Source organism: Bradyrhizobium sp. AUGA SZCCT0169 (assembly GCF_018130085.1).
Classification (GTDB): Bacteria; Pseudomonadota; Alphaproteobacteria; order Rhizobiales; family Xanthobacteraceae; genus Bradyrhizobium.
This window is the reverse complement of record NZ_JAFCMC010000002.1, coordinates 59,017-83,141: the sequence shown is the minus strand read 5'-3', so window position 1 is coordinate 83,141 and position 24,125 is coordinate 59,017. Positions and strand designations below refer to the sequence as shown.

Annotated in this window: 24 protein-coding genes; 17 read left to right on the top strand and 7 right to left on the bottom strand. The window is 62.8% G+C overall.

The window, feature by feature from the left end; genetic code table 11:
- Positions 1-25 precede the first annotated feature (25 nt).
- Positions 26-475 carry a cupin domain-containing protein gene (locus tag JQ609_RS02355; RefSeq protein ID WP_192737955.1) on the bottom strand — a complete coding sequence of 150 codons (450 nt, stop codon included), beginning with the start codon at positions 473-475 and terminating at the stop codon, positions 26-28.
- 211 nt (positions 476-686) lie between these two features.
- Between JQ609_RS02355 and JQ609_RS02350 the strand changes: the two genes are divergently transcribed.
- Complete coding sequence (locus JQ609_RS02350; RefSeq protein WP_212271882.1) at positions 687-1,715, top strand: ABC transporter substrate-binding protein; 1,029 nt, start codon at positions 687-689, stop codon at positions 1,713-1,715.
- Positions 1,716-1,758: 43 nt separating this feature from the next.
- Positions 1,759-2,469, top strand: coding sequence for an NUDIX hydrolase (locus tag JQ609_RS02345; RefSeq protein WP_212271881.1), 711 nt, complete (start codon positions 1,759-1,761; stop codon positions 2,467-2,469).
- Between the two features lie 25 nt (positions 2,470-2,494).
- Here JQ609_RS02345 and JQ609_RS02340 read toward each other — a convergent pair whose 3' ends face one another.
- Complete coding sequence (locus JQ609_RS02340; protein ID WP_212271880.1) at positions 2,495-3,316, bottom strand: FadR/GntR family transcriptional regulator; 822 nt, start codon at positions 3,314-3,316, stop codon at positions 2,495-2,497.
- A gap of 256 nt (positions 3,317-3,572) precedes the next feature.
- Between JQ609_RS02340 and JQ609_RS02335 the strand changes: the two genes are divergently transcribed.
- From JQ609_RS02335 to JQ609_RS02310, 6 genes are read left to right on the top strand one after another with little or no spacing between them, the layout of a single operon-like run.
- Positions 3,573-4,883: an ABC transporter substrate-binding protein gene (locus JQ609_RS02335; protein ID WP_212271879.1), complete on the top strand. Its 1,311-nt coding sequence runs from the start codon at positions 3,573-3,575 to the stop codon at positions 4,881-4,883.
- Positions 4,884-4,901: 18 nt separating this feature from the next.
- On the top strand, positions 4,902-5,669 hold the full coding sequence (locus JQ609_RS02330; RefSeq protein ID WP_212207016.1) for an ABC transporter ATP-binding protein: 768 nt from the start codon (positions 4,902-4,904) through the stop codon (positions 5,667-5,669).
- A 2-nt stretch (positions 5,670-5,671) separates the two neighbouring features.
- Positions 5,672-6,376 (top strand): ABC transporter ATP-binding protein, encoded by a 705-nt coding sequence (locus JQ609_RS02325; protein ID WP_212000239.1) that lies wholly within the window; start codon positions 5,672-5,674, stop codon positions 6,374-6,376.
- Between the two features lie 13 nt (positions 6,377-6,389).
- Positions 6,390-7,271: a branched-chain amino acid ABC transporter permease gene (locus JQ609_RS02320; protein ID WP_192737948.1), complete on the top strand. Its 882-nt coding sequence runs from the start codon at positions 6,390-6,392 to the stop codon at positions 7,269-7,271.
- A complete protein-coding gene (locus tag JQ609_RS02315; RefSeq protein WP_312014663.1) occupies positions 7,268-8,269 on the top strand; it encodes a branched-chain amino acid ABC transporter permease in 1,002 nt (333 codons plus the stop codon). The genes JQ609_RS02320 and JQ609_RS02315 overlap by 4 nt, the downstream gene beginning before the upstream one ends.
- A complete protein-coding gene (locus tag JQ609_RS02310; RefSeq protein ID WP_212207020.1) occupies positions 8,266-9,198 on the top strand; it encodes a polyphosphate kinase 2 family protein in 933 nt (310 codons plus the stop codon). The genes JQ609_RS02315 and JQ609_RS02310 overlap by 4 nt, the downstream gene beginning before the upstream one ends.
- A gap of 37 nt (positions 9,199-9,235) precedes the next feature.
- On the opposite strand, the gene JQ609_RS02305 is transcribed toward JQ609_RS02310, so the two are convergent.
- Both JQ609_RS02305 and JQ609_RS02300 read right to left on the bottom strand, forming a co-directional pair.
- Positions 9,236-9,493 carry a hypothetical protein gene (locus tag JQ609_RS02305; RefSeq protein ID WP_192737945.1) on the bottom strand — a complete coding sequence of 86 codons (258 nt, stop codon included), beginning with the start codon at positions 9,491-9,493 and terminating at the stop codon, positions 9,236-9,238.
- A gap of 102 nt (positions 9,494-9,595) precedes the next feature.
- Positions 9,596-10,045, bottom strand: a complete 450-nt coding sequence (locus JQ609_RS02300; protein WP_212207021.1) for an MgtC/SapB family protein — start codon at positions 10,043-10,045, stop codon at positions 9,596-9,598.
- A 781-nt stretch (positions 10,046-10,826) separates the two neighbouring features.
- Between JQ609_RS02300 and JQ609_RS02295 the strand changes: the two genes are divergently transcribed.
- Positions 10,827-12,389 carry a 2-isopropylmalate synthase gene (locus JQ609_RS02295; RefSeq protein WP_192737943.1) on the top strand — a complete coding sequence of 521 codons (1,563 nt, stop codon included), beginning with the start codon at positions 10,827-10,829 and terminating at the stop codon, positions 12,387-12,389.
- Positions 12,390-12,691: 302 nt separating this feature from the next.
- Complete coding sequence (locus tag JQ609_RS02290; RefSeq protein WP_212271878.1) at positions 12,692-12,895, top strand: hypothetical protein; 204 nt, start codon at positions 12,692-12,694, stop codon at positions 12,893-12,895.
- A 96-nt stretch (positions 12,896-12,991) separates the two neighbouring features.
- Here JQ609_RS02290 and JQ609_RS02285 read toward each other — a convergent pair whose 3' ends face one another.
- Together JQ609_RS02285 and JQ609_RS02280 are read right to left on the bottom strand one after the other, a co-directional pair.
- The gene (locus JQ609_RS02285; protein WP_212271877.1) at positions 12,992-13,135 is read right to left on the bottom strand and encodes a hypothetical protein; all 144 of its coding nucleotides are present in this window, start codon (positions 13,133-13,135) and stop codon (positions 12,992-12,994) included.
- Between the two features lie 232 nt (positions 13,136-13,367).
- The gene (locus JQ609_RS02280; protein ID WP_212271876.1) at positions 13,368-14,924 is read right to left on the bottom strand and encodes a DHA2 family efflux MFS transporter permease subunit; all 1,557 of its coding nucleotides are present in this window, start codon (positions 14,922-14,924) and stop codon (positions 13,368-13,370) included.
- Positions 14,925-14,968: 44 nt separating this feature from the next.
- On the opposite strand from JQ609_RS02280, the gene JQ609_RS02275 reads away from it, so the two are divergent.
- Both JQ609_RS02275 and JQ609_RS02270 read left to right on the top strand, forming a co-directional pair.
- A complete protein-coding gene (locus JQ609_RS02275; protein WP_212271875.1) occupies positions 14,969-15,487 on the top strand; it encodes a MarR family winged helix-turn-helix transcriptional regulator in 519 nt (172 codons plus the stop codon).
- Positions 15,484-16,560 carry an HlyD family secretion protein gene (locus JQ609_RS02270; protein ID WP_212271874.1) on the top strand — a complete coding sequence of 359 codons (1,077 nt, stop codon included), beginning with the start codon at positions 15,484-15,486 and terminating at the stop codon, positions 16,558-16,560. Before JQ609_RS02275 ends, JQ609_RS02270 begins: the two co-directional genes overlap by 4 nt.
- A 31-nt stretch (positions 16,561-16,591) precedes the next feature.
- Here the strand turns inward: JQ609_RS02270 and JQ609_RS02265 are convergent, their stop codons facing one another.
- Positions 16,592-17,578 carry a DUF808 domain-containing protein gene (locus JQ609_RS02265; RefSeq protein ID WP_212207029.1) on the bottom strand — a complete coding sequence of 329 codons (987 nt, stop codon included), beginning with the start codon at positions 17,576-17,578 and terminating at the stop codon, positions 16,592-16,594.
- A 310-nt stretch (positions 17,579-17,888) separates the two neighbouring features.
- On the opposite strand from JQ609_RS02265, the gene JQ609_RS02260 reads away from it, so the two are divergent.
- The 5 genes from JQ609_RS02260 to JQ609_RS02240 all read left to right on the top strand — a co-directional run bounded on the left by JQ609_RS02260 (position 17,889) and on the right by JQ609_RS02240 (position 24,110).
- On the top strand, positions 17,889-19,193 hold the full coding sequence (locus JQ609_RS02260) for a sorbosone dehydrogenase family protein (protein WP_212271873.1): 1,305 nt from the start codon (positions 17,889-17,891) through the stop codon (positions 19,191-19,193).
- Positions 19,194-19,353: 160 nt separating this feature from the next.
- Positions 19,354-20,118 (top strand): hypothetical protein, encoded by a 765-nt coding sequence (locus JQ609_RS02255; RefSeq protein WP_212271872.1) that lies wholly within the window; start codon positions 19,354-19,356, stop codon positions 20,116-20,118.
- 122 nt (positions 20,119-20,240) lie between these two features.
- Positions 20,241-20,429, top strand: coding sequence for a hypothetical protein (locus JQ609_RS02250; RefSeq protein ID WP_212271871.1), 189 nt, complete (start codon positions 20,241-20,243; stop codon positions 20,427-20,429).
- A 255-nt stretch (positions 20,430-20,684) separates the two neighbouring features.
- Complete coding sequence (locus JQ609_RS02245; RefSeq protein WP_212271870.1) at positions 20,685-21,968, top strand: cystathionine gamma-synthase family protein; 1,284 nt, start codon at positions 20,685-20,687, stop codon at positions 21,966-21,968.
- A gap of 228 nt (positions 21,969-22,196) precedes the next feature.
- Complete coding sequence (locus tag JQ609_RS02240) at positions 22,197-24,110, top strand: diguanylate cyclase (protein ID WP_212271869.1); 1,914 nt, start codon at positions 22,197-22,199, stop codon at positions 24,108-24,110.
- The last annotated feature ends 15 nt before the right edge of the window (positions 24,111-24,125 follow it).

Sequence of the window (24,125 nt, the reverse complement as noted above, 5' to 3'; positions counted from 1 at the left end):
GTTCGCCGGGACGACGGTGATACCGTCAGTTCAGAATCTTCGTATCATCGGGCGCCTGCGGCGGGGTCTTGATCGCGATCGCCTTGATGGTGCGGCCGACAGGCTTGGTGCCGCCATGCGGGGTGCCTTTGGGGATGACGACGAGGTCGCCAGGCTTCACCGTTACTTCCTTGTCGCCAAGCCAGATCGTTCCGGTGCCTTCGAGGATGAACTGAATCTCGTTGGCGTTGGCATGCAGATGCTTCGGCGGGCTGCCATCCTGGATCGCGATGGTCACGCCATCCGCGGAGACCAGCATTTTGTTGCGCATGCCGCCGGCGTTGAGAGGAGACAGCTTGTCCCCTTCGAGATCGCCGGTCGAGATGACCTGCGCAGTGATGTTTTCGGCGGCAAGGGCAGGGCGCAGCAGATGCGTGACGCCGCAGCCGGCGGCAAAGGCGGTGGCGATCGACAAGGTGATGGCGATGCGATTCATGGGTAGTCCTCCCCGGTTGTATTTTCTTGTCAGGCGATGCTACGCCGCGACAGCGGTATTCGCCAGCGCGACGAAAAACCACGCATCTGCGATGGAATAAATCGCAGCGAGCGGAACAGCATTGCAATAATGGCCCTCGCATTGTTGCCAAAGCCGCCTTCTCAAGGCCTGTGCACTGCATTATCCTGTCGGCAACCCATCGGAGGAAACCATGAAGAAAATTGTTGGCCGGCTGGCCGGGGCGCTGCTGGCGCTGGTCCTGACCTCAGGCTTTGCCGCAGCGCAAAGCAAGGTCACCATCGCGATCGGCGGCGGCTCCTGCCTGTGCTATCTGCCGACGGTGCTGGCCAGGCAGCTCGGTGAATACGAGAAGGCCGGCCTTGCCGTCGAGCTGGTCGATCTCAAGGGCGGCTCGGATGCACTCAAGGCCGTGCTCGGCGGCAGCGCCGACGTGGTGTCCGGCTATTTCGACCATTGCGTCAATCTGGCGGCCAAGAAGCAGGAGCTGGTGTCGTTCGTGGTCTATGACCGCTATCCGGGGCTGGTGCTTGTCGTGTCGCCCTCGCACAACAAGGAAATCAACTCGATCAAGGATCTCGCCGGCAAGAAGGTCGGCGTCAGCGCGCCGGGGTCCTCGACCGACTTCTTCCTGAAATATCTGCTCAAGAAAAACGGCCTCGATCCGACCAGCGCCTCTGTCATCGGCGTCGGCCTTGGCGCCACCGCCGTCGCGGCGATGCAGCAGGGTCAGATCGACGCGGCCGTGATGCTGGATCCGTCGGTCACGGTGCTGCAGGGCAGCTATTCCGACCTCAAGATCCTCAGCGACACCCGTACGCAAAAGGATACGCTCGCAGTGTTCGGCGGCGAATATCCGGGCGGCTCGCTCTACACGACGGCGGCATGGATCAAATCCCACGAGAAGGAAGTGCAGGCTTTGACCACGGCGATTGTCAACACGCTGGCCTGGATTCACTCCCATTCGCCGGAAGAGATCATGGCGAAAATGCCGGAAGAAATCGTCGGCAAGAACAAGGAGCTGTATCTGGCGGCGCTGAAGAACACGATCCCGATGTATTCGTTGAACGGCAAGATGGACCCGAAGGGCGCGGATGCGGTGCTGGCGGTGTTCAGCGAGGGCTCGCCCGAGGTGGCAAAAGCCAACATCGACGTCACCAAGACCTACACCAACAAATATGTCGATCAGGTCAAGAAGACGACGGGATCGAGCACCAAATAACACGTGAAGTCGTGCGTGACGCAGTGCTGGAAGTGATCTGGCGATGAATGGCACGACGGCACCGGTCATTCATCGCGTTACCTCGCTCGATCTGCCGGTCGAATCCTGGTCCTGGCCGTTCGCCGCCGCGCGGCGGGCGGAGATCGATGCGCATTTTGCAGAGGCGCAGCGCGACACTCCGCAACTGTGGAACGGGCGTGTGCTGCTCGGGCGCCATCCGGTCTTTGCCGGCAGTCACCTCACGGCCGGCTATTTCGAGACCGATTTCGCGAGCTTCCTGGCCTGGCGTGACTGGGGCTTTCCGGACCGGGACGTGTTCAACGGTTTTGGGATGGGCGCGCTGCGCTGCGCCGACGGCGCGTTCGTGCTCGGCGAGATGGGCCGGCACACCTCCAACGCCGGACGAATCTATTTTCCGTCAGGCACGCCCGACCTCGACGACGTCAGGGATGGCGCGCTCGACATATCCGGCAGCGTGGCGCGCGAGCTCGAGGAAGAAACCGGCCTTGGGCCGGGGGAATACAGGAGCGATCCGGATTGGCATTGCGTCTACACCGGCCCGGCGCTGGCAATGATCCGGCTGTTGCACGTCGATATGTCGGGCGAGGCATTGCGCAGCCGGATCGAGGCCAATCTCGCCTTGCAGCAATCGCCTGAATTGTCGGCCATTCATCTGGTGCGCGGAACGCGCGATCTCACCTCAGCGATGCCGCGCTTTGTCACCTCGTTCATTGAAGCGCAGTTTGCGGCTTAGCGAGGACATGGGTCGAGCGCTGATATTACGACGCATGGCGCTTTTTCTTTTTGTTGGCTTTCTTGACGATGACTCTCTTTGCTGAAGCGCTTGTGGTTGTGCCGGCCGACCGTCGCTCGGCGGCGGTCGCCGCCTTGCGGTTCGACAGTTTGAATTTGGTGTAGCCAAGCACCCGCTCCATCGCGATCCGCGCCTTCTCGGCGTCGCCGCTCTCGATCGCGCGTGCGGCCGCGGCATGATTAGGCAGATTGTCCCGGAACCAGCCGGCGCTGCCTATCGCGACAATGAAGACCGTGCTCAGGATGGTGTCGATGGCGCCGCGAAAGCCCTGCAGCACCGGGTTGTGGGTGGCGTCGAGGATCGCGAGATGAAACGCCTTGTCCGCGGCGATGGTGCTGGCCTGGTCCTGCGCGGTTTCCATCGCGGCCAAGGCCGCATTGATCCGCCAGCGGTCGTTCTTGGTGGCGCGCTCGGCGGCGAGCGCGGCGGCCGCCGGCTCGATGATCGAGCGGACTTCCTGGATTGCCAGCAGAAGATCGCGGCCCGGCTCGTCCTTGCCGACCAGCCAGCTCAAGACGTCGCGGTCGAGCAGGCTCCATTCACTGCGCGGCAGCACGTGGGTGCCATGCCGAGGGCGGACGCTGACCAGTCCTTTTGCGGCGAGCGTCTTGATGGCCTCCCGCACCACGCCGCGCCCGACGCCGAAGCGGGTTTCGAGATCCGGCTCCGGCGGCAGGGCCGCTCCGACCGGAATGCGATCCTGCGCAATTTCGCGGCCGAGTGTCGTCAACACGTTGCGAATGCGCCCCGGCTTGACACGCTTGTCGGCGATCCCCCGCTTGGTCACCTCCTTCTCCTTTTGACTTAGAGGATTTGCGATTTGCTAGCATGGGTGATGTATGCTAGCAATCATCCGATGTTTAACATCCGATGATTGTGGGGTTGCGCGCATCGGTTGCGTTGCAGTTGGTATGAGTGCCGAGGTGCCGCGACAGTGTAACCTCGGTTATTGCCTTGACATCACGCGGCGCTACCCGTGTGATGGCGAGAAAAGACAAGGCAAAAACAAAAAGGTGCATCGCACCATATACAGGGAGGATTTGATGCCGGGGCATAAGGTTGCGCGCCTGTTTGTCGGGCTGTCCGCCGCAATCGCGGTGCTGGGAATGGCGGTTGGCGCCGAGGCCCAGGAAAAGAAGATCAAGATCGGCGTGATCTACGACCTGACCGGCCCGCTCGCCGGCGGCGGTTCCGAGCTGCAATACACCGGCGCCAAGATCATGCTGGACCATTTCAGCAAGACCGGCGTCGAAGGCTACAAGATCGAGGCGGTTTACGCCGACGCGCAGAGCAAGCCCGATGTCGCCATCAACGAGGCGATCCGCCTCGTCGAGCAGGAAAAGGTCGACATGCTGCTCGGCTTCTTCTCGTCGGCGCAGTGCGTGCCGGTGGCCGCCCGTGTCGAGCAGCTGAAGAAGTTCATGTGGATCACCACCTGCATTTCCTCGGCGGTGCTTGCCGACAAGAACTTCAAATACGTCTTCCGTCCGCAGGCCAGCGGCGATCAGTTCGGCCTGATGACGATGGATTTCATCGCCCAGAACTCCAAGGAGAAATTCGGCAAGGAGCCGAAAGACCTGCGGGTTGCGATCATCCATGAGGACGGCGCCTATGGCGTCGATGTGTCGAAGGGTAACGAGGCGGGCGCCAAAAAGGCCGGCTTCAACGTCGTCCTGAAGGAAGGCTATGCCGCCACCGCGCCGGATCTTTCCGCGCTCGTCACCAAGTTGAAGCGCGGCCGGCCCGACGTGATCTTCCACACCGGCTACAACCCGGACATCACGCTGCTGCTGCGCCAGGCCCGCGAGCAGGGCCTGAAGTTCGGCGCGCTGGTCGGTCATGGCGCGGGCTATGGCGTCTATGAGAAGCTGAAGGAAGGGCTCGGCGGCGACGTCAACTACGTCTTCAACACCGACCCGATCTCGATCTGGCTTGCCAACCAGAAGTCGATGGATCCGAAGCTGCCGCCGATCATCAAGATGGTCGGTGAGGAGTTCGACAAGGCCAAGCCCGGTGTCGCCATCCGTTCTGCCCATGTCGGCATGGCCGCGTCCAACACCTACGTCTTCATGACCGAGGTGCTGCCGCGCGCGATCAAGAAATATGGCGGCGTCGATCCCGAGGCGTTGCGCAAGGCCTCGCTCGAAGTCGATTTGCCGGAAGGCGGCACCATGCTCGGCTTCGGCGTGAAGTTTTACGGCGAAGGCCAGCAGATGGCCGGCCAGAACGAACGCTCGTTCCCGGTGGTGATCCAGTATGTCGACGACAAGTCGTATGTGGTGTGGCCGAAGAGCCAGGCGCAACGCGAGGCCGTGTTGCCCCTGCCGAAGGGCACCACCTTCAGCAGCCAGTAGGTTAGCGGAGTATCTGGGGTGCTGACGGTGAACGGGTTGGTGAAGCGCTTCGGCGGCTTCACCGCGGTCAACAACGTGTCGTTTCGGGTCGAGCAGGGCGAGATTCTCGGCCTGATCGGGCCGAACGGCTCCGGCAAGAGCACGATCTTCAACATGCTGTCGGGCACGCTGGTCCCGACCGCCGGCTCGATTCTGTTCGACGGCGCGGAGATCGCGGGCGTCGCGCCGCATCGCATCATCAACCGTGGCATCGGCCGCACCTTCCAGATCCCGCGGCCGTTTCACCGGCTCAGCATCTTCGAAAACGTGGCGCTGGCCGGTTACTACGGCCAGGGCCGCCACAGCCGCGCCAAGGCCAATGAGGCTGCCGAAAAGGCGCTTCATATGGTCGGCCTGACCACCGATCGCCATGCCACTGTCGACGGCCTCGGGGCCGCCGGCCTGAAGAAGCTCGAGCTGGCGAAAGCGCTGGCGACCGGACCGAAACTTCTGCTCGCCGACGAAAGCCTCGGCGGCCTCGACGAGAAAGAGATGGATGCTGCGGCGGACATGCTGCGCAAGATCCGCGACGAACTCGGCATCACCATCATATGGGTCGAGCACATCATGGGCGTGCTGATGCGGGTGGTGGATCGCGTCATGGTGCTCGATCATGGCGAGAAGATTTCCGAAGGCTTGCCGAGTGCGGTGTCGAGCGATCCCCGCGTGATCGAGGTCTATCTCGGCACCGATGCGGATTCGACTCTGGCCGCGGCCGGGGAAGCGCGCCGGCGGGCAGGGGACTAGGCATGCTCGAATTGAAATCGGTCGATGCGGGTTACGGCACTTTCCAGGCGTTGTTCGGCGTCAGCCTCGACGTCAAGGCGGGCGAGGCGGTCGGCGTGATCGGCCCTAACGGCGCCGGCAAGACCACGCTGATGCGGGTGATCTCCGGCCTGATCCGGCCCACCAGAGGTTCGATCTCGATGGAAGGCACCGACGTGCTGGCGACGCCGGCGCATCGCATCGTCAGTCTCGGCATCGCCCATGTGCCGGAAAACCGCCGGCTGTTTCCGCGGCTCACGGTCGACGACAATCTGAAGATGGGCGCCTACATGGAAGGCGCCCGCGCCAAATATGCCGAGCGGCTGGAATTCGTGTTCGACCTGTTTCCGCGCATGAAGGAACGCCGCAGCCAGATGGCGGGTACCATGTCGGGCGGCGAACAGCAGATGTGCGCGATCGGCCGCGCGCTGATGTCGAACCCGAAACTGCTGCTGCTCGACGAGCCGTCGGCGGGTCTGGCGCCGGTCGTGGTTCAGCAGGTGTTCGAACTGGTGAAGCGGATCCGCGCCAGCGGGTTGACGGTGTTGATCGTCGAGCAGAACGTGCAGCAGGTGCTAAAGGTGGTCGACCGCGCCTATCTGCTCGAGGCCGGTAGCATCCGCGCATCCGGCACCTCGGCGGAGATGATGAACAACGACACCATCAAGCAGGCATATCTCGGCGTTTAGGACGGGCAAAGCGATGCAGGGATTTCTTGATATCTTCGACATCTATCTGCTGGAGGCCGTGGTCAACGGCATCCTGCTCGGCGGGGTGCTGGCGCTATTGGCGCTCGGGCTCAATCTGATCTTCGGCGTCATCGACGTGACCTGGATCTGCTATGCCGAGCTGGTCATGATCGGCATGTACGGCATGTACTACCTGGTCCAGTTCTACGGCCTGCCGTACTGGGCGGCGGCGCCGCTGACCATCCTGCTGGTGGCGCTGCTGGGAGCAGCATTGCACTACATCGTGATCGCGCCGCTGCTGACCGCGCCGCCGATCAATCAGCTGCTCGCCACCGGCGGCGTGCTGTTCATCCTGCAGAGCTTTGCCACCGTCGCTTTCGGCATCGACTTCCGCAATCTCGGCATCCGCCTGCCGGTGCTGGCGCTCGGCGAGATGCACTTCAGCTATTCGCGGCTGTTGTCGTTTGCGGCAGCCCTGATCGGCATGGTCAGCGTCTATTTCTTCATGACCCGCACCTATACCGGCACCGCGATCCGCGCCATCTCGCAGGACCGCCAGATCATGTCGCTGATGGGCGTCGACACCAAGCGCATCTACCTCGTCACCTCGGCGCTGGGCGGCGCGCTCGCGGGGCTGGCTGCCTGCCTGTTGGTGCTGCAATACGACGTGCATCCCTTTGTCGGCCTGTCGTTCGGGCCGATCACCTTCCTGATCTGCGTGCTCGGCGGGCTCGGCAACTTTGTGGGCGGCTTCATCGCCGCGTTCGTGTTCGCCGAGATCATTTCGCTCGGCGGCCTGTTCTCCGACCTCGAATGGGGCTATGTGCTCGCCTTCGCCTTCTTCATCGTCATGATGTTCATCCGGCCCGCCGGGCTTTTCGCGAGGCGCTCGTGAACACACGAACCATCACCTGGGCCGTTGGGCTGGCGGCGCTGATCGCGCTGCCCTTCGTCTATCGCGACCCCTATCATCTGCACATCCTGGTGCTGATCCTGATCTGGTCGTTCGCCTACACCTCGTGGTCGATCATGGGCCGCTTCGGCCTGGTGTCGCTCGGCCATGGCGGCTTCATGGGCGTCGGCGCCTATGTCACGGCGCTGCTCTGGAACCATCTCGGCGTCTCGCCGTGGATCGGCATCCCGCTCAGCATGGTCGCGGCTGGCGTGCTCGCGGTCATCGTCGCCTATCCCTGCTTCCGCTTCCGCATCACCGGGCATTATTTTGTGCTGGTGACGCTGGCGCTGTCCGGCATCGTGCTGCAGGTCATCACCGCGACGCGCGACTACACCGGCGGCTCGCTCGGCTACACGCCGAACCGCACCAAGGGCAGCCAGTTGCTGGCGCTGCAGTTTGACGACAAGACGACGTGGTATCTGATCGCGCTGTTCGTCTGGGTGGTCGGACTTTTGATCTGGCAATGGGTCGACCGCAGCATGAGCCGCTACGCCATGGAGGCGATCTCGGACGACGAGGACGCGGCGGCCGCCGCCGGCGTCAACGTCACCTTCGAAAAGCTCAAGATCACCATCATCAGCGCGCTGATGACGGCGCTGGCGGGCGCGCTGTACTGCCAGTACCAGATGTTCATATCGCCCGACACGGTCAGCGGCATTGCGGTGTCGCTGCAGATGGTGTTCGCCGTCATCGTCGGCGGCGTCTACGTGTCGTTCGGGCCGACGGTCGGCGCCATCATCACGATCCTGCTTGCCGAATTTCTGCGCATCTGGTTCGGGACCAAGGCGGTGGGCTGGGACAATCTGGTCTACGGCGTGCTGCTGGTGCTGTTCATCATATTCCTTCCCAAGGGCATTCTTGGTAGCGTCATCGATCGTTTCAGGACGCAACCCAGGAAAGCCGTGACGAAACCCGTGGCGAAGCCCGCAGCCTCATGAGCACGAAACCCCAGCAGCCGCTGAGCGATGCCTTAAGGCCTTTCGTTGCCCCGTTCCGCATTGACGGAACAAACGAGTTTCACCTGAAGTCGCACAAGACCAGAGAGAAGGGCGGTCTCGACAAGGAAAAGGGCGAGAGCATCATCGAAGCCAATCGCAAGCGGCTGAGCGAGTTTCAGGAAAAGCTTTACGCGCAGGACAATTGGTCGCTCCTGCTGGTGTTTCAGGGCATGGACGCCGCCGGCAAGGACTCGGCGATCAAGAGCGTGTTCGACGGCATCAACCCGCAGGGCTGCGAGGTCACGTCGTTCAAGCAGCCATCGACCAAGGAGCTCGACCACGATTTTCTCTGGCGCAGCATGATCGCGCTGCCCGAGCGCGGCCGGATCGGCATCTTCAACCGCTCCTATTACGAAGAATGCCTGGTGGTGCGCGTGCACACCGAGATTCTCGGCAAGCAGAAGATTCCGAAGAAGCTGGTGACCAAGAACATCTGGCGCGAACGGTTCGAGGATATCTCGGCCATGGAGCGTTACCTCGCGCGCAACGGCACGGTGATTCTGAAGTTCTTCCTCAACATCTCCAAGGAAGAGCAGCGCGAGCGCTTTCTCGCCCGGCTCGAGGAGCCTGCCAAGAACTGGAAGTTCTCGGTGGCCGATATTGCCGAGCGCAAGCTGTGGGCAAAGTACCACGCCGCCTACCAGGATATGATCCGTCACACATCGGCGCGCCACGCGCCATGGCATGTGGTGCCGGCCGACCACAAATGGTTCGCCCGCGTCGTGATCGGCTCGACCATCGTCAGCGCGCTCGACAGGCTGGATTTGCGTTTCCCCGAGGTCGACAAGGCCGACCGCAGCGAGTTCAAGCAGGTGCGTGAGGCGCTGCTGGCGGAAGGCAATGGCGGGGCGAAGGTTGCGAAGAAGTAGGATGGGTTTCGCGCCGCTCTACCCATCCTACTGACCCTCAATCCCGACCGCCCTCCAGGCCATACTCCCGGTAGATCGTCTCCGGGTCGGTTTGTGGGAACAACCGGCACTTCGCCTGAGCCAGATGCAGACCCTCGCTACCGGGGGCGCAGCCGGCAATCAGGAGTTTGCGAAGATCCTCCATATGGGGTCGCGGCTGAATCTTCTCCGGAAGCTGTTCGAGCGCGACCAAGGCCGTGGCGAGTGCCTGGGTCACCACCCACTCGTCATGGCCCGTAACCCCCTTCTTTGGCATCAGACAGCCTCCCGTCGGATCGGTACCCGGCAGCTTACGTCCATAATCCGGCTTTACGCAAAAGTTGAGGCAGCGGCTAACGCAACAAAGCACTGTTAGCTGTTAGGTCCGATCGGGCTTGCCGCCTTCGCCTTCATCGCTCTCGTCCTTGACGAGCGTCAGGAGGCGCAACGTCAGGAAGGTAAAAATGGCAACCGTGACGGCGACGTCATAACTGCCGAGCCCGACGGAAACGCCGATCGCGCCGGTCGCCCACAGGCTTGCCGCGGTCGCGGTGCCGTGAACGGAACTGCCCTGTTTGAGAATCGCGCCGCCACCGATGAAGCCGATGCCGGTAATCAGCCCTTCGATGACTTTCGCCATGCCGTCGGGGGAGTGCACGAGCAGGTTTTCGCTGGCCTGCACGAAGCCGCAACTGGCCAAAGCGACGAGCGGAAAGGTCCTTAAGCCGGCGCTGCGCGCGCGCTTCTCGCGATCCCAGCCGATCGGCGCCGCGAGCGCGAAGGCGGCGGCCAGCGCAAGAAAGTGACTCCCGATCTGAAACCTGTCCAAATGCGCGCCTCGTCCATGAACCGATCACCGGTCATACAGTCGGCATCCACCCATCACCATGCGGCTTTAAGCGCTCAGGGATGGTGGAACAAATGTGACATCAGCGTAACGCGTATCCGCTCCGCTCAACCCCGGTGCTGCGCTTGCGTGATCGCGGACGTTTGGATGTGCAGCTGCCGGACCGTTGTGAGCGTTGCAAACAGAACCGCCAGTCCAAAGGCCGCCAACAAGGTCAGCAGGAGAAACCGAGGGCTCATGCGCCGCTCCATTTTACAAATCTCCACCCTGGCAAGAGATGGTTCGCGCGGCCTGGCTTTCAACCCGGCGCGACGACGGGGAAGGGAGGAGCCTCACGGCTGCGTGTCCGGGGAGGCTGACGGCAGGACGCCGTTTACCCTGACAACGCTTTCACCCCGTTAGGTCACCCATCCTGACCATCTTTAGGCATTGCCGCCGGCCATAATTCTCGTCTAGAACGGCCTTGGAACGTGGTCCCGGCAACAAACCGTCAATGGTTTTGGTCGAGGATTTCGCCTCCTCAAGGGTCTGGCAATGCTGATTCGCAGCGAAAATGTTGGAGTTCAGGGTGGATCGGCCGCGGCCGGTCATGCTCCCGCGATTCCGGCTGCGTCCTTGCCCACCCTCCTTATTGGCGGGCTTCTGCTTCTTATCGGCCCCTGAGGGCCGTCTGGGCGGTTGCGCCTGGGCACTCAGGGGTTGCGTGAGACCAAGGAACCCTTCGGCGCCCAAAAAACGGCGCACCACCCAAAGGAAGTTGCAGATGACCACAGCCAATAAGTCCGAGAAGGACCGCGTAATCGTATTCGACACCACCTTGCGCGACGGCGAGCAGTGCCCCGGCGCCACCATGACATTCGAGGAAAAGATCGAGATCGCCGAGATGCTCGATGACATGGGCGTCGACGTCATCGAGGCCGGTTTTCCGATCACCTCCGAAGGCGATTTCCAGGCCGTCAGCGAGATCGCCCGCCGCTCCAAGAACTCGGTCATCGCCGGTCTGTCGCGCGCCAATCCAAAGGACATCGACCGCTGCGCCGAAGCGGTGAAATTCGCCCGCCGCGGCCGCGTCCATACCGTGATCGCGACCTCGCCGCTGCACATGCGCGTCAAGCTGAACATGACGCCCGAGCAGGTGATGGAGCTCTCGATCGCCAACGTCACCCGCGCCCGCAACCAGATCGACGACGTCGAATGGTCGGCCGAGGATGCCACCCGCAGCGAGATGGATTACCTCTGCCGCATCGTCGAGGCCGTGATCAAGGCCGGCGCCACCACCGTCAATATTCCCGACACCGTCGGCTACACCACGCCCGAGGAATACACCCGCTTCATGCGCACGCTGATCGAGCGGGTGCCGAATTCCGACAAGGCGGTGTTCTCGGTGCACTGCCACAACGACCTCGGCATGGCCGTGGCGAATTCGCTGGCCGGCATCGCCGGCGGCGCGCGCCAGATCGAATGCACCGTCAACGGCATCGGCGAGCGGGCCGGCAACGCCGCGCTGGAAGAAGTCGTGATGGCGATGAACGTCCGCAACGACGTGTTTCCGTGGTGGAACAAGATCGATACCACAATGCTGACGCGGGCCTCGAAACTGGTGTCGGCGGCGACCTCGTTCCCGGTGCAGTACAACAAGGCGATCGTCGGCCGTAACGCGTTCGCCCATGAAAGCGGCATCCATCAGGACGGCGTGCTGAAGGACGCCTCGACCTACGAGATCATGCGCCCCGAGATGATCGGTCTGAAGAAGTCGTCGCTGGTGCTCGGCAAGCATTCCGGACGTCATGCCTTCGTGCACAAGCTGGAAGAGATGGGCTACAAGCTCGGCGCCAACCAGCTGGAAGACGCGTTCGTGCGCATGAAGGCGCTGGCCGACCGCAAGAAGGACATCTACGACGAGGACATCGAGGCGCTGGTCGACCAGGAAATCGCCAACTCGCATGACCGCATCAAGCTGACGTCGCTGACGGTCATCGCGGGCACCCATGGGCCGCAGCGCGCCACCATGAAGCTCGACATCGGCGGCCAGATCAAGATCGAGGAAGCCGAAGGCAACGGTCCGGTCGATGCGGTGTTCAACTGCATTAAGGCGCTGGTGCCGCACGAGGCCAAGCTCGAGCTGTACCAGGTCCACGCCGTCACCGAGGGCACCGACGCGCAAGCCGAGGTTTCCGTTCGGCTCGCCCATGAAGGCCGCTCGATGACCTCGAAGGGGTCAGATCCGGATACGCTGGTGGCTTCGGCAAAAGCCTATCTCGGCGCGCTCAACAAGATCGTCATGAAGCGCGAGCGCGACATGCCGTCGTCGGCCGTGGCGAGCTGACGGCGCTAATTGCGCCGTCATTCCGGGGCGCGAAGCGAACCCGGAATCTCGAGATTCCCCGGTGCGCAATTGCGCACCTGAGGTTCGATGCTTCGCATCGCCCCGGAATGACGATGAAAAACCAAACGCGGCGCCTTTGGCGCCGCGTTTTTGCGTTGTGCTCGGGTTGAGCGCCAGTGGCGCGCTGCTACCGTGACTCCAATCACAGCGCAAACATCCGGTTTTGACCAGCCTCGATGCCGACCCTCGACGATCCCTTGGATGGGCGTCGGGGGATGGACGGCCTATTGAAGGAGACAATGATGGCCAACACGCAAGCAAGTCTGAACGCCGACGGCCTTGCGCCGTTGTCGGATGCCAAGCTGGACCAGGTCAGCGGCGGCTGGTTTCCCTTCATCGCCTTGGGCGTTGCATTGGGAATCGGCTACTGCATCGTGGATGGAACGCTCGACCCGAAGCCGGGCCCGAAGGGTGACTTCCCGATCGGTCCGAAGAACGTGGGTTGATTGGTTCGTCCGGTTGCCGCGAAGCGACGTCGTACCCAACAGGGTGCGGCGTCGTGCATTTGGGCGTCACGAAAGCGCGACTTGTTGAAGCCCGCGCTACTTCCGGCTGGCGCTCGGCAGCTGGACCGGGACGTGCGGCGAGGTGCTGATCACCCTTGTGCTGCCGTCCGAATAGGTCGGGCTCCGCTCGGCCTCGCTCCGGAGGGTTTCCAACAGCAGAAAGAATTTTTCTGAAAGCATGGCGTGCTCCACTTCATTGAGGATGCCACCGCTAGTCTGGTGAAATTCGCTTCTTCAGTAACGGGCCAGTATACCTGACAATTATTTCAGGAAGAGTTCGTCAGATCACTAAAATGGCTTCATTGATGAGGAGAATTATTTCATCAGGGCCGGTCCGCGAAACACATATCACGGAAACGCGACTGCCGGCGTCCGTAAGAACCCGGTGATGTCGCATCGCATCAGCCGCCTCTCAAACCGTCTTGCGGCCCCGCACCATCAGGACGAACAAGACCGCGAGGCCCGACGTCACCGTGTACATCGTGAACGCATTCAGGTAGCCGATCATCATCGACTGGCGGCCGATCTCTTTTGCCACCCTGGCAAGACCCGGCACGGTGTCGAAGTTCCAGCCTCCGGTCAGGCCCGGTGTCGTCAACGCCCGGTTATAGGGTGAGATCATCTCGGTCATCCGGCTGTAGTTGGCCCCTGACGTGCGCACGATTTCGGCGATCGACAGCGAGATGAAGAAGCTCGATCCGATATTGCGCAGCAAATGGAAGATGGCGGACGCTTCCGCGTAATGTTTGGCGTCCAGCGTGCCGAACGCCACCGCCGTGATCGGCACCCAGACGACGCCGACGGCAAATCCCTGGATCATGCTGTTGATGACCAGGATCTCCATTGTGACGTTGAGGTCGAAGGTCAGCATCCACAGCCCGGCCACGGTCTGCAGGCCAAAGCCGAAGGCCATCGTGAGACGCGGATCGAGCCGGTTCATCAAGCCGGCCATCATGAAGCCGACCAGCATTCCGAGGCCGCGCGATCCGATCACCTGTCCGACCAGGGCGTCGGGATAACCGGCCTGCTGCTGCAGCAGCGGCGGCAGCAGCACCATCGGCGTGAAGTTCAGCATGCCGTAGATCGTCACCAGCGCCAGCCCGATCGCATAATTGCGGTCGGTCAGGAGTTTCAGGTTCACGAACGGATTGCGGGCGCCAAGGCTGTGAATGAGGAAAACATAGAACGCGATGCCCGCAATCAGGCATTCGACCACGATCTCGGTCGAGTCGAACCAGTCCAGCCGTGCGCCGCGCGCGAGCACCAGCTGAATGGCCGCCAGCGCCGTTGCCAGCGCGATGAAACCGGTCCAGTCGAAGCGGACCTTGGTCAACTGGTTGTCTGAAGGCAGCGTCCAGGCCATGCCGACCGTGGCGGCAATCCCGATCGGCACCAGCATGTAGAACGACCAGCGCCAGCTATGCGCCTCGGCGAGATAGCCGCCATACACCGGGCCGAACACCGGCGCGACCGCGACCGCCATGCCGAAGATCGACATCACCATGGAGTGCTGGTGGCGCGGGAAGGTCGCGAACAGGATCGACTGCGACAGCGGTACCAGCGGCGCCCCGGCGCCGCCCTGCAGGATGCGCCACAGCACCAGCCCCTCGAGCGATTGCGCCATGCCGCAGAGCAACGTCGCCAGCGTGAACCATCCGACCGACCACACCATCACGCGCCTGCTGCCGAAGCGGGACACCAGCCAGCCGGTCATCGGCGTCACGACAGCGGTCGCCAGGATGTTGAAGGTCATCACCCAGGCGACCTCGTCCTGGGTCGCCGACAGCGCGCCCTGCATCTGCGGCAGGATGGTCGACGTCGTCAGCAACGCCGTGCCGTACAGCGAAGAGCCGAGCACGACCGTCATCAGCGTCAAATATCGCTGCGCCGTGGACAGGGTCCCGGCGGGGTCCTCGGCTTCCATGCTGGTGGAACTCAGGGTGATGTCCCTTGCGGCAGCTGACGTCAAATACTAACCTAGCTTACTAATTTCAGGGCGGCTACAACAGCGCCATGCCGAATACCGACGAATATATTGGGGTTGTGATTTCGGACGTTGCCCGCCTGTTGCGGACCGAGTTCGATCGCCGCGTGCGTCGCCTCGGCATCACGCGGGCGCAATGGCTGGTGTTGACCCGCCTGCACCGGCGCCCTGGCGCCTCGCATTCCGAACTGGCCGAGATGATGGAGGTCGAGAAGGCCACCGCCGGCCGCATGATCGACCGGCTGGTGGCCAATGGGTGGGTAGAGCGCCGCACGCAAGCGGACGACCGCCGCGTCAAGCGCGTGTATCTGACCAAGGAGGCCGAGCGGGTCCACAAGCGGATCTGGCGCATCGCCGAGGATACGGTCGATGCCGGGCTCGCCGATCTCGCCGGGCCCGAACGCAAACAGCTGATGGCTTTGTTGCAGCGCATCAAGAAAACCCTGGTGTCGGCGGACAACGGCGAGGGTGAGGGGGAGTTGGCGACCGCCCCGCGAAAGCGGGCTCCTATGGCGACAGGGCGGCTCAACGGCAGGGTCGCGCCATGACCAAGCGGATGAAGCGATTGGCGCTGGTCGGCGTGCCCCTGTTGGTCCTGGTGGGCGCGCTGGCGTTCTGGCTGCAGGGCGGCCGCCACATCTCGACCGAGAACGCGTTCGTCAAGGCTGACATCGCCCAGATCGCCAGCGAGGTTCAGGGGCGCATCACCGAGTTGCGGATCCGCGATCATTCGGCCGTCGCCGCCGGCGACGTGCTGCTTCGCCTCGATCCGACGCCCTACCAATTGGCGCTCGCCAAGGCCGAAGCGGAAATTGATTCCGCGCGCGCCGCCGTCGAGCAGCTCAAGGCCAGCCTGCGCGAGATCCGGGCCGAGACAAAGGAGGCGGAGAACAAGCTGTCGTATCTCCAGACGCTGGCCAGGCGCCAGCGTGAGCTGTCCGGACGCGGCGTCGCCTCGACCGCGAAGGTCGAGCAGACCAACAGCGAAGAGCAGGAAGGCGAGGACCGCGTCGCGGTGCTGCACCAGCGCATCGCGCGCGTCGAAGCTGCCCTCGGCGGCAAGCCCGACCGGCCGACCGATGCGTTCGCCGCCGTGCGTGAAAAACTGGCGGTGCGCGACCGCGCCGCGCTCGACCTTGCCTATACCGAGATCAAGGCGCCGAAGGCGGGTGTGGTCGTCAATTTCAAGCTGCAGCTCGGCGAGCAGGTCAAGGCGCAGACGCCGCTGTTCGCACTGGTCACCGACCGCAGGCCCTGGCTGGAGGCGAACTTCAAGGAGACCGACCTGACCTATGTGACGGTGGGGCAGAAGGCCAAGGTCGTGCTGGATATGCATCCCGACGTCACTTGGGACGCCGTGGTGGAAAGCATCAGCCCGGCGACCGGCGCGGAGTTTGCGATCCTGCCGGCGCAGAATGCCTCGGGCAATTGGGTCAAGGTCGTGCAGCGCCTGCCGGTGCGGCTGCAGCTGGTTGCACGATCAGGCGAGCCGCCGCTGCGCGCCGGCATGACCGCCTATGTCAGCATCGACACAAGGCGCGCCCGCAGCCTCGCAAGGCTGCTCGGCGGGGGACCGGCGGTTGCCGCAAACCCCGCGCAGGAGACGGTCAAGACCGATTAGTTTTCGGCCACCAGACCCGAAGCGCGTGCTGTCAGCCCGGCAGAAGCCGCTTCACTTGTTTCCACGCGGGCGCCACGGCATATCCGATGACCGGGATTGACGCCGCGCCGACCACCAGTCCGATCACGCCCGAGATGGCCGCCTCGACGATCCATTTGAGCAAACCGGCGACCGCCGGCAGGGCGTGGGCCGCAGCGTCGGTGGCGGCGTGGACGGCATGACCGATCGAAGGCGGTCCGTACGCCTCGATACCGTGCAAGATGATGCCGCCGCCGACCCAGATCATGGCTGCGGTGCCGACCGCACTGAGAAATATCAGGAAGACGGGCATGCCCCGGACGAGGGCATGTCCCAGACCGCGGCTGATACTGCCAATGGCCGAGGCATTGTCGTTCTGCGCCAGCGCCACACCGGCGTCGTCGGCCTTCACGATCAGCGCTACCACGCCATACACCGCGACGGTGATCCCGATTGCGACAACCGCCAGCACGATGGCCTGCTTCAGGATGCTGCCAGCGGGCAGGGCCGCCAGTGTAATCGCCATGATCTCCGCCGACAGGATGAAGTCGGTTTTGATGGCGCTCGCGACTTTCTGGTCCTCGAGCGTCTGCGCCTGCAACGCCACCGTGCCGAGCTCGGCCTCATGCTGGTGCGCATGATGGGGCATGACGGCTTCGTACAGTTTTTCAACGCCTTCGTAGCAGAGATAGGCGCCGCCAAACATCAGCAGCGGCGTGATCGCCGAAGGCAGGAAGTAGCTGAGCGCCAGCGCAGCGGGGAGCAGGATCAGGAGCTTGTTGCGAAGCGATCCCGCCGCGATCTTGCCCACGATCGGCAGTTCGCGCTTGGCTGCGAATCCGATCACGTAACCTGGCGTCACCGCGGTATCGTCGATGACGACACCGGCCGCCTTGACCCCCGCCCTGGCGGCCTGGCTGACCACATCGTCGAGGGAAGCCGCTGCCACCTTTGCGATCGCCGCGATATCGTCGAGAAGGGCGATCAGTCCGACGCTCATCGATAAATCCCGTTCATGATTCGCGGGTTCCTCGCCGAGCGTGACCCTCCGCAGATTGAGCTTTGACAGCGGATCGGCTTTTACAGCATCAAGCTGACTTTCACGATCTGCTTTTTCGACGCAATCCAGACTTGCAGTTCAGCGCACGAGGTTTCAACGCGCGGAGACGTCGGCTATAGCGTTTTCGAGCGAAGTGGATACCGGTTCGCGTCAAGAAAACGCGTCAAAACAGGAATTTAGAGCAAGATCGGTTCTGATTTGATCAGAACCGATCTTGTTCTAGTGTGCGCGCGATCCAAAGGGGAATAGCATGAGTTTTTCTGCAATTTTTGCGCGCATCGTCGCGCTGATCGGCGGGGCTGCCTTGTTTTGGCGCAAATTGCAGGGCGACGCACCGAAGCCTGCCTGGGGCAGCGCGCCCGTGGTGCCGGAGGCGAAGCCGCAGGGCGCCATTCCAACGCTCAAGATGCCGTCGGCGAGGGGCTGGGACGACGGGCAGAAGCCGACGGCAGCACCGGGGCTCAAGGTCAATGCATTTGCGACCGGCCTGAAACATCCGCGCTGGATCAACGTGATGCCCAATGGCGACGTCCTGATTGCGGAATCTAACCAGGTCGCAGGTCCGGTCAGAAACGTGTTCGGCTATGCGATGCAGGCGACGATGCGGCGGGCCGCGGCGCTTGGCGAAAGCGCGAACCGCATCACGCTGCTCCGCGACGCGGATGGCGATGGCGTCGCCGAGAAGCGCGGGGTTTTCATGGAAGGGCTGAACCAGCCGTTCGGCATGGCGCTGGTCGGCGACACCTTTTATGTCGGCAACACTGACGGCGTCGTGGCGTTCCCCTATGTGGCGAACGCCGATCGCATTACGGCAACAGGTCGCAAACTCGTCACCTTCAAGCCGGGCGGACACTGGACGCGGAGCCTGCTGCCGAGCCCGGATGGCAAGAAGCTCTATGCCGGGGTCGGCTCGCAGAGCAACATCGCCGAGAGCGGCATGGAAGTGGAAGAGGGCCGGGCAGCGATCTATGAGCTCGATCTCGCCGGCGGCACCAGCCGCATCTTTGCCGGCGGACTGCGCAATGCGGTGGGCATGGCCTGGGAGCCGCAGAGCGGCGTGCTCTGGACTGTCGTCAACGAGCGCGACGGCCTCGGCGACGAGACGCCGCCGGATTATCTGACCTCGGTGCGCGATGGCGGCTTCTACGGCTGGCCGTATTGCTACTGGGGGCAGACGGTGGACGATCGGGTGCCGCAGGATGCGGCGATGGTCGCCAAGGCGATCACGCCCGACTACGCGCTCGGCGGTCACACCGCCTCGCTCGGTCTTTGCTGGGTGCCCGCTGGCACGCTGCCGGGTTTTCCCGATGGCATGGCGATCGGCCAGCACGGCTCATGGAACCGCAGCACGCTGAGCGGTTACAAGCTCGTTTTTGTGCCGTTCGAGAACGGGCGTCCGTCAGGGCCGGCGCGGGATATTCTCTCCGGCTTCCTCGCACCCGACGAGAAGGAATCCTATGGACGACCGGTCGGGGTGGTGGTCGGTCCCGACGGCCGGTCGCTCCTGATGGCGGACGATGTCGGCGACGTGATCTGGCGCGTCACCGGCGCGTAGCAGAACTGAGAGTGCCGCGACGGCTGGATCGGCGAACGAAAGCGCCCGGCCGTCACGGATGTGGCGGTAATCTTGTGTTGCGCAGCTTGCCGGAAGTGTTGAGAATTAGCGCTCGTGTTTAGCAATTGAATTTGGCCCTTGTCGCGGAGAAGGCCTGTTAGTGCGCGTTGCCGGGTGGATATTGCTGATTGCCGGGGCTCTGCTTTGCGTCACGCTGGTATGGGCGACGGTTGGGTTCCTGCTGATGGGCGTCGGCTTGCTGTCACTCCTGGTGGCTGAGAACAAGCGACGGCGGGTGAGTGTCGCAACGTTAAGCCGCGCGCCAGCCGATGAGCGCGTGGCGCAGCCACCGGTTCCTGAACCGGTCGTCTCTCACGAACCCCCGAAGCCGATAAGCCCACCGGCGGTTTCCTATGACAGGCAGGCATGGCGCCAGCTTGTTGAAAGCGATGTCGATCTCGCGCGGATAACCTCCGTGTTGGCCGATTACGGCCAGCAGTATGTGGACGAGTTAGCCAGCGAATACATGGCTGACGTCGACAAGCAGCGCCTTCCCGCCATCGTTGAGGGCATCATCGGAAGAGCGAGCACGAGCGCTGCGCCGCGTGGCAATGGCAGGTTGGCTGTCGACGCCAGGCCGCCCAATCCGATTGGTGCCTCAACGGCAGCCCGTCCGCCGGATCGCCCGCCGAAGTTATTGCCGGAGGCGACATTAAACCTTTCCGAAAACTTGCCTGCTTCCGCGGCCTCGCCGGTCGAACTGGCCAAACAGGAAGCTATTGGCGTACCCGCCGAGCCGCCAACTGCAGTGGATCCTGCACCGGGCGAGGGAGACCGCAACAAGACGATCATCAGCGCCGATGACGAACTCACCGCCATGCTCGGCAAATTGTCTGCGGATGCGGCCACGCCAACCAAGAGCTGAGCGCTGCCGCGGTTCAGCCATCACATTGCCGCGATAGGCCGGCCAATCTTGCATTAGCCATACTTCGACCACGAGCCGCTGGCTTGATTTGCGCACACCCGAAAACTAAACGGGAGATCGCAATGAAGCGAGACATCGGGGTGATAAGCGGCGCGACGCTCGCAATTGGCGTGATCATGTGGGCGTTCGCAGGCAATCCGGCCAGCACGAAGCGAACCAATGTAGCGCAGCACGTGACTCAGGCGATCGACGCTGCGCCGGAACTCAAGCATGTGACTGAGCGCAGCCCGTATATGCGGTCTGAGCGCTGACCAGGCTGAGATGAACGATACTCCTTGCCTTGCGCCGGTTTGGCGGCCCAGCTGCGACAGTAGCTCGCACGGGCGCAGTGATCGCCTTGCCCCGAAACTGTTTCGAACGCAGTGAATTCGGCCCCGGATGTTGCTAGGCTGCTCCTCGGATCGGTGACCCGAGTCGTTGGATGCCGTCATATCCAACACTACCGGCGCTTGCCGACGACCCCCCACAAAGGGGAACGTTTCTGAATGCAGCCAGCGAGGCAGGCCATGGTGAAACCGTTTCCATCCAAGACCCACATCGGCAACCACATGCTGCATCCGGAAACCTTGATGCTGAACTACGGCTACGATCCGCAATTGTCGGAAGGCGCCGTCAAGCCGCCGGTGTTCCTGACCTCGACCTTCGTGTTTCGGACCGCCGAAGACGGTCAGGATTTCTTCGATTTCGTCTCGGGCCGGCGCGAGCCGCCCGAGGGGATGGGCGCCGGCCTGGTCTATTCGCGGTTCAATCATCCCAACAGCGAGATCGTCGAGGACAGGCTTGCGGTCTATGAGCGCACCGAGAAATGCGCGCTGTTCTCGTCCGGCATGTCGGCGATCTCGACGGCGATCCTCGCCTTCGTCCGTCCCGGTGACGTCATTCTGCACTCGCAACCGCTCTACGGTGGCACGGAAACCCTGTTCACGAAAACGCTTGCGGGCCTCTCGATCGGCTCGGTGGGGTTTGCCGACGGCATCGACGAAGCCGCGGTGCAGTTGGCGGCGGAGGACGCCATGCGCAAGGGACGGGTTTCGATGATCTTCATCGAGACCCCGGCCAACCCCACCAACGGCCTGGTCGATATCGCGATGGTCCGCCGCGTCGCCGAGAACATCGGCGAGGCGCAGGATCACACGCCGATCGTCGCGTGCGACAATACGCTGCTCGGGCCGGTGTTTCAGCGGCCGATCGAACACGGCGCGGATCTGTCATTGTACTCGCTGACCAAATATATCGGCGGCCATTCCGACCTGATCGCGGGTGCTGCGCTCGGCTCGAAAGCCCTGATGAAGGACATCAAGGCGCTGCGCGGCGCGATCGGCACCCAGCTCGACCCGCATTCCTGCTGGATGCTTTCCAGGTCACTCGAGACCTTGAGCATCCGCATGGAAAAGGCCGACGCAAACGCGCGGCTGGTGGCGGATTTTCTGCGCGATCACGCCAAGGTGGCGCATGTCCATTACCTCGGCCATCACGATGCGAACTCGCCGGCCGGGCGTCTGTTCGCGGGGCAATGCACCGGCGCGGGTTCGACGTTCTCGTTCGACATCGTCGGCGGCCAGGCCGCCGCCTTCAAATTCCTCAACGCGCTGCAGATCTTCAAGTTGGCGGTCAGTCTCGGCGGCACCGAGTCGCTGGCCAGCCTGCCGGCAAGCATGACCCATTCCGGTGTTCCAGCCGACATCCGCCAGAAAATCGGCGTGCTCGACTCGACAATCCGGCTGTCGATCGGCATCGAGCATCCGTCCGATCTGATCGCCGATATCGCGCAGGCCTTGAACGCGGCGTAGCTGGCGTCTCGCGTGACGCCCGCCTGGTGCCCGGGGGCGTTCCCTCTGGGCAGCGTTGCTGTGGGCCGCGCCCAAAAGCAAACTCCATGGTTAATGAAGTACGATCGCATTTCTTAACATCCGATACAGCACGAGGGAAAAACGCTCACCCATTCCGCCGTTGCTGTTGCAGGGGCAACGCGGCGTTAAGCCCTCCATGGAAGTTTGCTCGGATCGGAGCAACCCCAGATGACCACCAGCCGCCGGGAAATTGGCAAAACGCATCTCCCGTTATGGGCGGCGGGATTTGTGGCGTTGGCTTGCGTTGCAATTCTCGCGCTAAGCGGCTGGCGGGAATGGGAGTCCCGGCAGGTCGACCTGAAGAATGCCGAAGTGGACATGGCGAATCTTGCCCGTTCGCTGACGCAGCATGCCGAAGATAGTTTTGACCTGGCTGACACCATTTTAACCGGAATGGTTGACCGCATGGAGACCGGCGGAACCAATCCAGCAGCGGTCGAAAAGATCCGGACGTTTCTCCAGTCGCGCAAGTACAACCGGCATCGTATCCGCGGCATCTTCGTCTATGATGACACCGGTCGCTGGCTCGCAACCACCGAAGACGTCAATCTCGCCGGTCTCAACAACAGCGATCGCGACTATTTCCAACAACATCGTGCCTCCACCGACCGCGGGACGCTGATCGGCCGGCCTGTCAAGAGCCGTTCGGGAGGGCAGTGGATCATCACCCTGTCCCGTCGCTTCAATCATCCCGATGGCAGTTTTGCCGGCGTGGTGTTGACCAGCATCGACGTGGCCTATTTCACGCAATTCTACCGGCGATTTGACATCGGGCCGAACGGCTCGGTGTCGCTGTTGAGTGCCGATGGCATCATGATGGCGCGCAGCCGTGACGAAGACGGCAGCAATGTCGGGCGCGATATGTCCAAGGCGCCATTGTTCCGGAACCTGAAAGACCGCCCCAGTGCCAGCGTCTATTACTTTAAATCGCCGCTGGACGGACTTGAGCGGTTGAGCTTCTACCAGCTGAGCAGCCGATATCCCATCTTGGTTCTGGCGACCAAGGCGCAGGACGACGTGCTGGCGCCATGGCGCCAGCAATCGTTCACACGGCTGGCTGTCGTCGCAGGCCTCACTCTGGTGATCGCTCTGACCGGCTTTGCCTTCGTGCGTTACCTGCTGCAGCGGCAACGCATGGCGGCAGCCCTTGCGGCCAAGGAGGCGGATTTTCGCCTGCTCGCCGAACAGTGCAGCGATGTGGTGATGCGTGTGGGGCTGGATGAGCGGATTCTCTACGTTTCGCCATCATGCGCCCGCGTTTTTGGCCAGGACCCGGCCAAGTTGCTGGGCGCGCCGGCCCTTGCGGCGATCAACGCCGAGGACCGGCCGCGGGTTGAGCAGGCCATCGCGGCATTGAAAAACGGCGAGGCCGAAGAGGCGCGGCTCATCTACCGCGTCCGTCACCGCGAAAAGAATGAGATCTGGGTCGAGACCGCCCTGCGCGTCACTCGCGCGACCGAGACCGACAAGATCGACGGCGTGGTCGCAATCTCGCGCGACATGACCGAGCAACAGGATTTGCAGCACAAGCTAGAGGCGCTTGCCACTTCCGATGGATTGACAGGACTGGCCAATCGCCGCCATTTCGACGAACGCCTGTCGGAGGAATGGGCGCGCGCCAAGCGCGATGGCACGCCGTTATCGCTATTGTTGATCGACGTCGACCATTTCAAGAAATTCAATGATCACTATGGTCACCAGGCCGGAGACGCCTGCCTGCGCGCGCTGGCGCGGATCCTGGACGCACAAATTCGCAGGCCGGCAGATCTGGCAGCCCGCTACGGCGGCGAAGAGTTCGTGCTGCTCCTGCCCAACACCGATTCGGAAGGCTGCATGCAGGTCGGCGAAAGGGTGCGTGAAGCGCTTCTCGAACTCGGCATGCTGCACGCGCTCAACCCGCCTTCCAAACTCATTACGGTCAGTCTCGGCGGTGCGACGAATGTCCCGGCCCAGAGCATGACCGAGCACGCGGCCCTGATTGCCGCAGCGGATCGGGCGCTCTATTCAGCCAAGAATGGAGGGCGCGATCGGCTGGTAATGTCAGGACAAGTCGTCGCCTGGCCTGATGCCAGAAGCGCCTGATACAAGAGCGCCTGA

Excerpts from the sequence above, each read along its gene's own strand:
- JQ609_RS02355 (WP_192737955.1), bottom strand. The coding sequence starts at position 475 with ATGAATCGCATCGCCATCACCTTGTCGATCGCCACCGCCTTTGCCGCC.
- JQ609_RS02350 (WP_212271882.1), top strand. The coding sequence starts at position 687 with ATGAAGAAAATTGTTGGCCGGCTGGCCGGGGCGCTGCTGGCGCTGGTC.
- JQ609_RS02345 (WP_212271881.1), top strand. The coding sequence starts at position 1,759 with ATGAATGGCACGACGGCACCGGTCATTCATCGCGTTACCTCGCTCGAT.
- JQ609_RS02335 (WP_212271879.1), top strand. The coding sequence starts at position 3,573 with ATGCCGGGGCATAAGGTTGCGCGCCTGTTTGTCGGGCTGTCCGCCGCA.
- JQ609_RS02325 (WP_212000239.1), top strand. The coding sequence starts at position 5,672 with ATGCTCGAATTGAAATCGGTCGATGCGGGTTACGGCACTTTCCAGGCG.
- JQ609_RS02320 (WP_192737948.1), top strand. The coding sequence starts at position 6,390 with ATGCAGGGATTTCTTGATATCTTCGACATCTATCTGCTGGAGGCCGTG.
- JQ609_RS02310 (WP_212207020.1), top strand. The coding sequence starts at position 8,266 with ATGAGCACGAAACCCCAGCAGCCGCTGAGCGATGCCTTAAGGCCTTTC.
- JQ609_RS02305 (WP_192737945.1), bottom strand. The coding sequence starts at position 9,493 with ATGCCAAAGAAGGGGGTTACGGGCCATGACGAGTGGGTGGTGACCCAG.
- JQ609_RS02295 (WP_192737943.1), top strand. The coding sequence starts at position 10,827 with ATGACCACAGCCAATAAGTCCGAGAAGGACCGCGTAATCGTATTCGAC.
- JQ609_RS02290 (WP_212271878.1), top strand. The coding sequence starts at position 12,692 with ATGGCCAACACGCAAGCAAGTCTGAACGCCGACGGCCTTGCGCCGTTG.
- JQ609_RS02285 (WP_212271877.1), bottom strand. The coding sequence starts at position 13,135 with ATGCTTTCAGAAAAATTCTTTCTGCTGTTGGAAACCCTCCGGAGCGAG.
- JQ609_RS02275 (WP_212271875.1), top strand. The coding sequence starts at position 14,969 with ATGCCGAATACCGACGAATATATTGGGGTTGTGATTTCGGACGTTGCC.
- JQ609_RS02270 (WP_212271874.1), top strand. The coding sequence starts at position 15,484 with ATGACCAAGCGGATGAAGCGATTGGCGCTGGTCGGCGTGCCCCTGTTG.
- JQ609_RS02265 (WP_212207029.1), bottom strand. The coding sequence starts at position 17,578 with ATGAGCGTCGGACTGATCGCCCTTCTCGACGATATCGCGGCGATCGCA.
- JQ609_RS02260 (WP_212271873.1), top strand. The coding sequence starts at position 17,889 with ATGAGTTTTTCTGCAATTTTTGCGCGCATCGTCGCGCTGATCGGCGGG.
- JQ609_RS02250 (WP_212271871.1), top strand. The coding sequence starts at position 20,241 with ATGAAGCGAGACATCGGGGTGATAAGCGGCGCGACGCTCGCAATTGGC.
- JQ609_RS02245 (WP_212271870.1), top strand. The coding sequence starts at position 20,685 with ATGGTGAAACCGTTTCCATCCAAGACCCACATCGGCAACCACATGCTG.
- JQ609_RS02240 (WP_212271869.1), top strand. The coding sequence starts at position 22,197 with ATGACCACCAGCCGCCGGGAAATTGGCAAAACGCATCTCCCGTTATGG.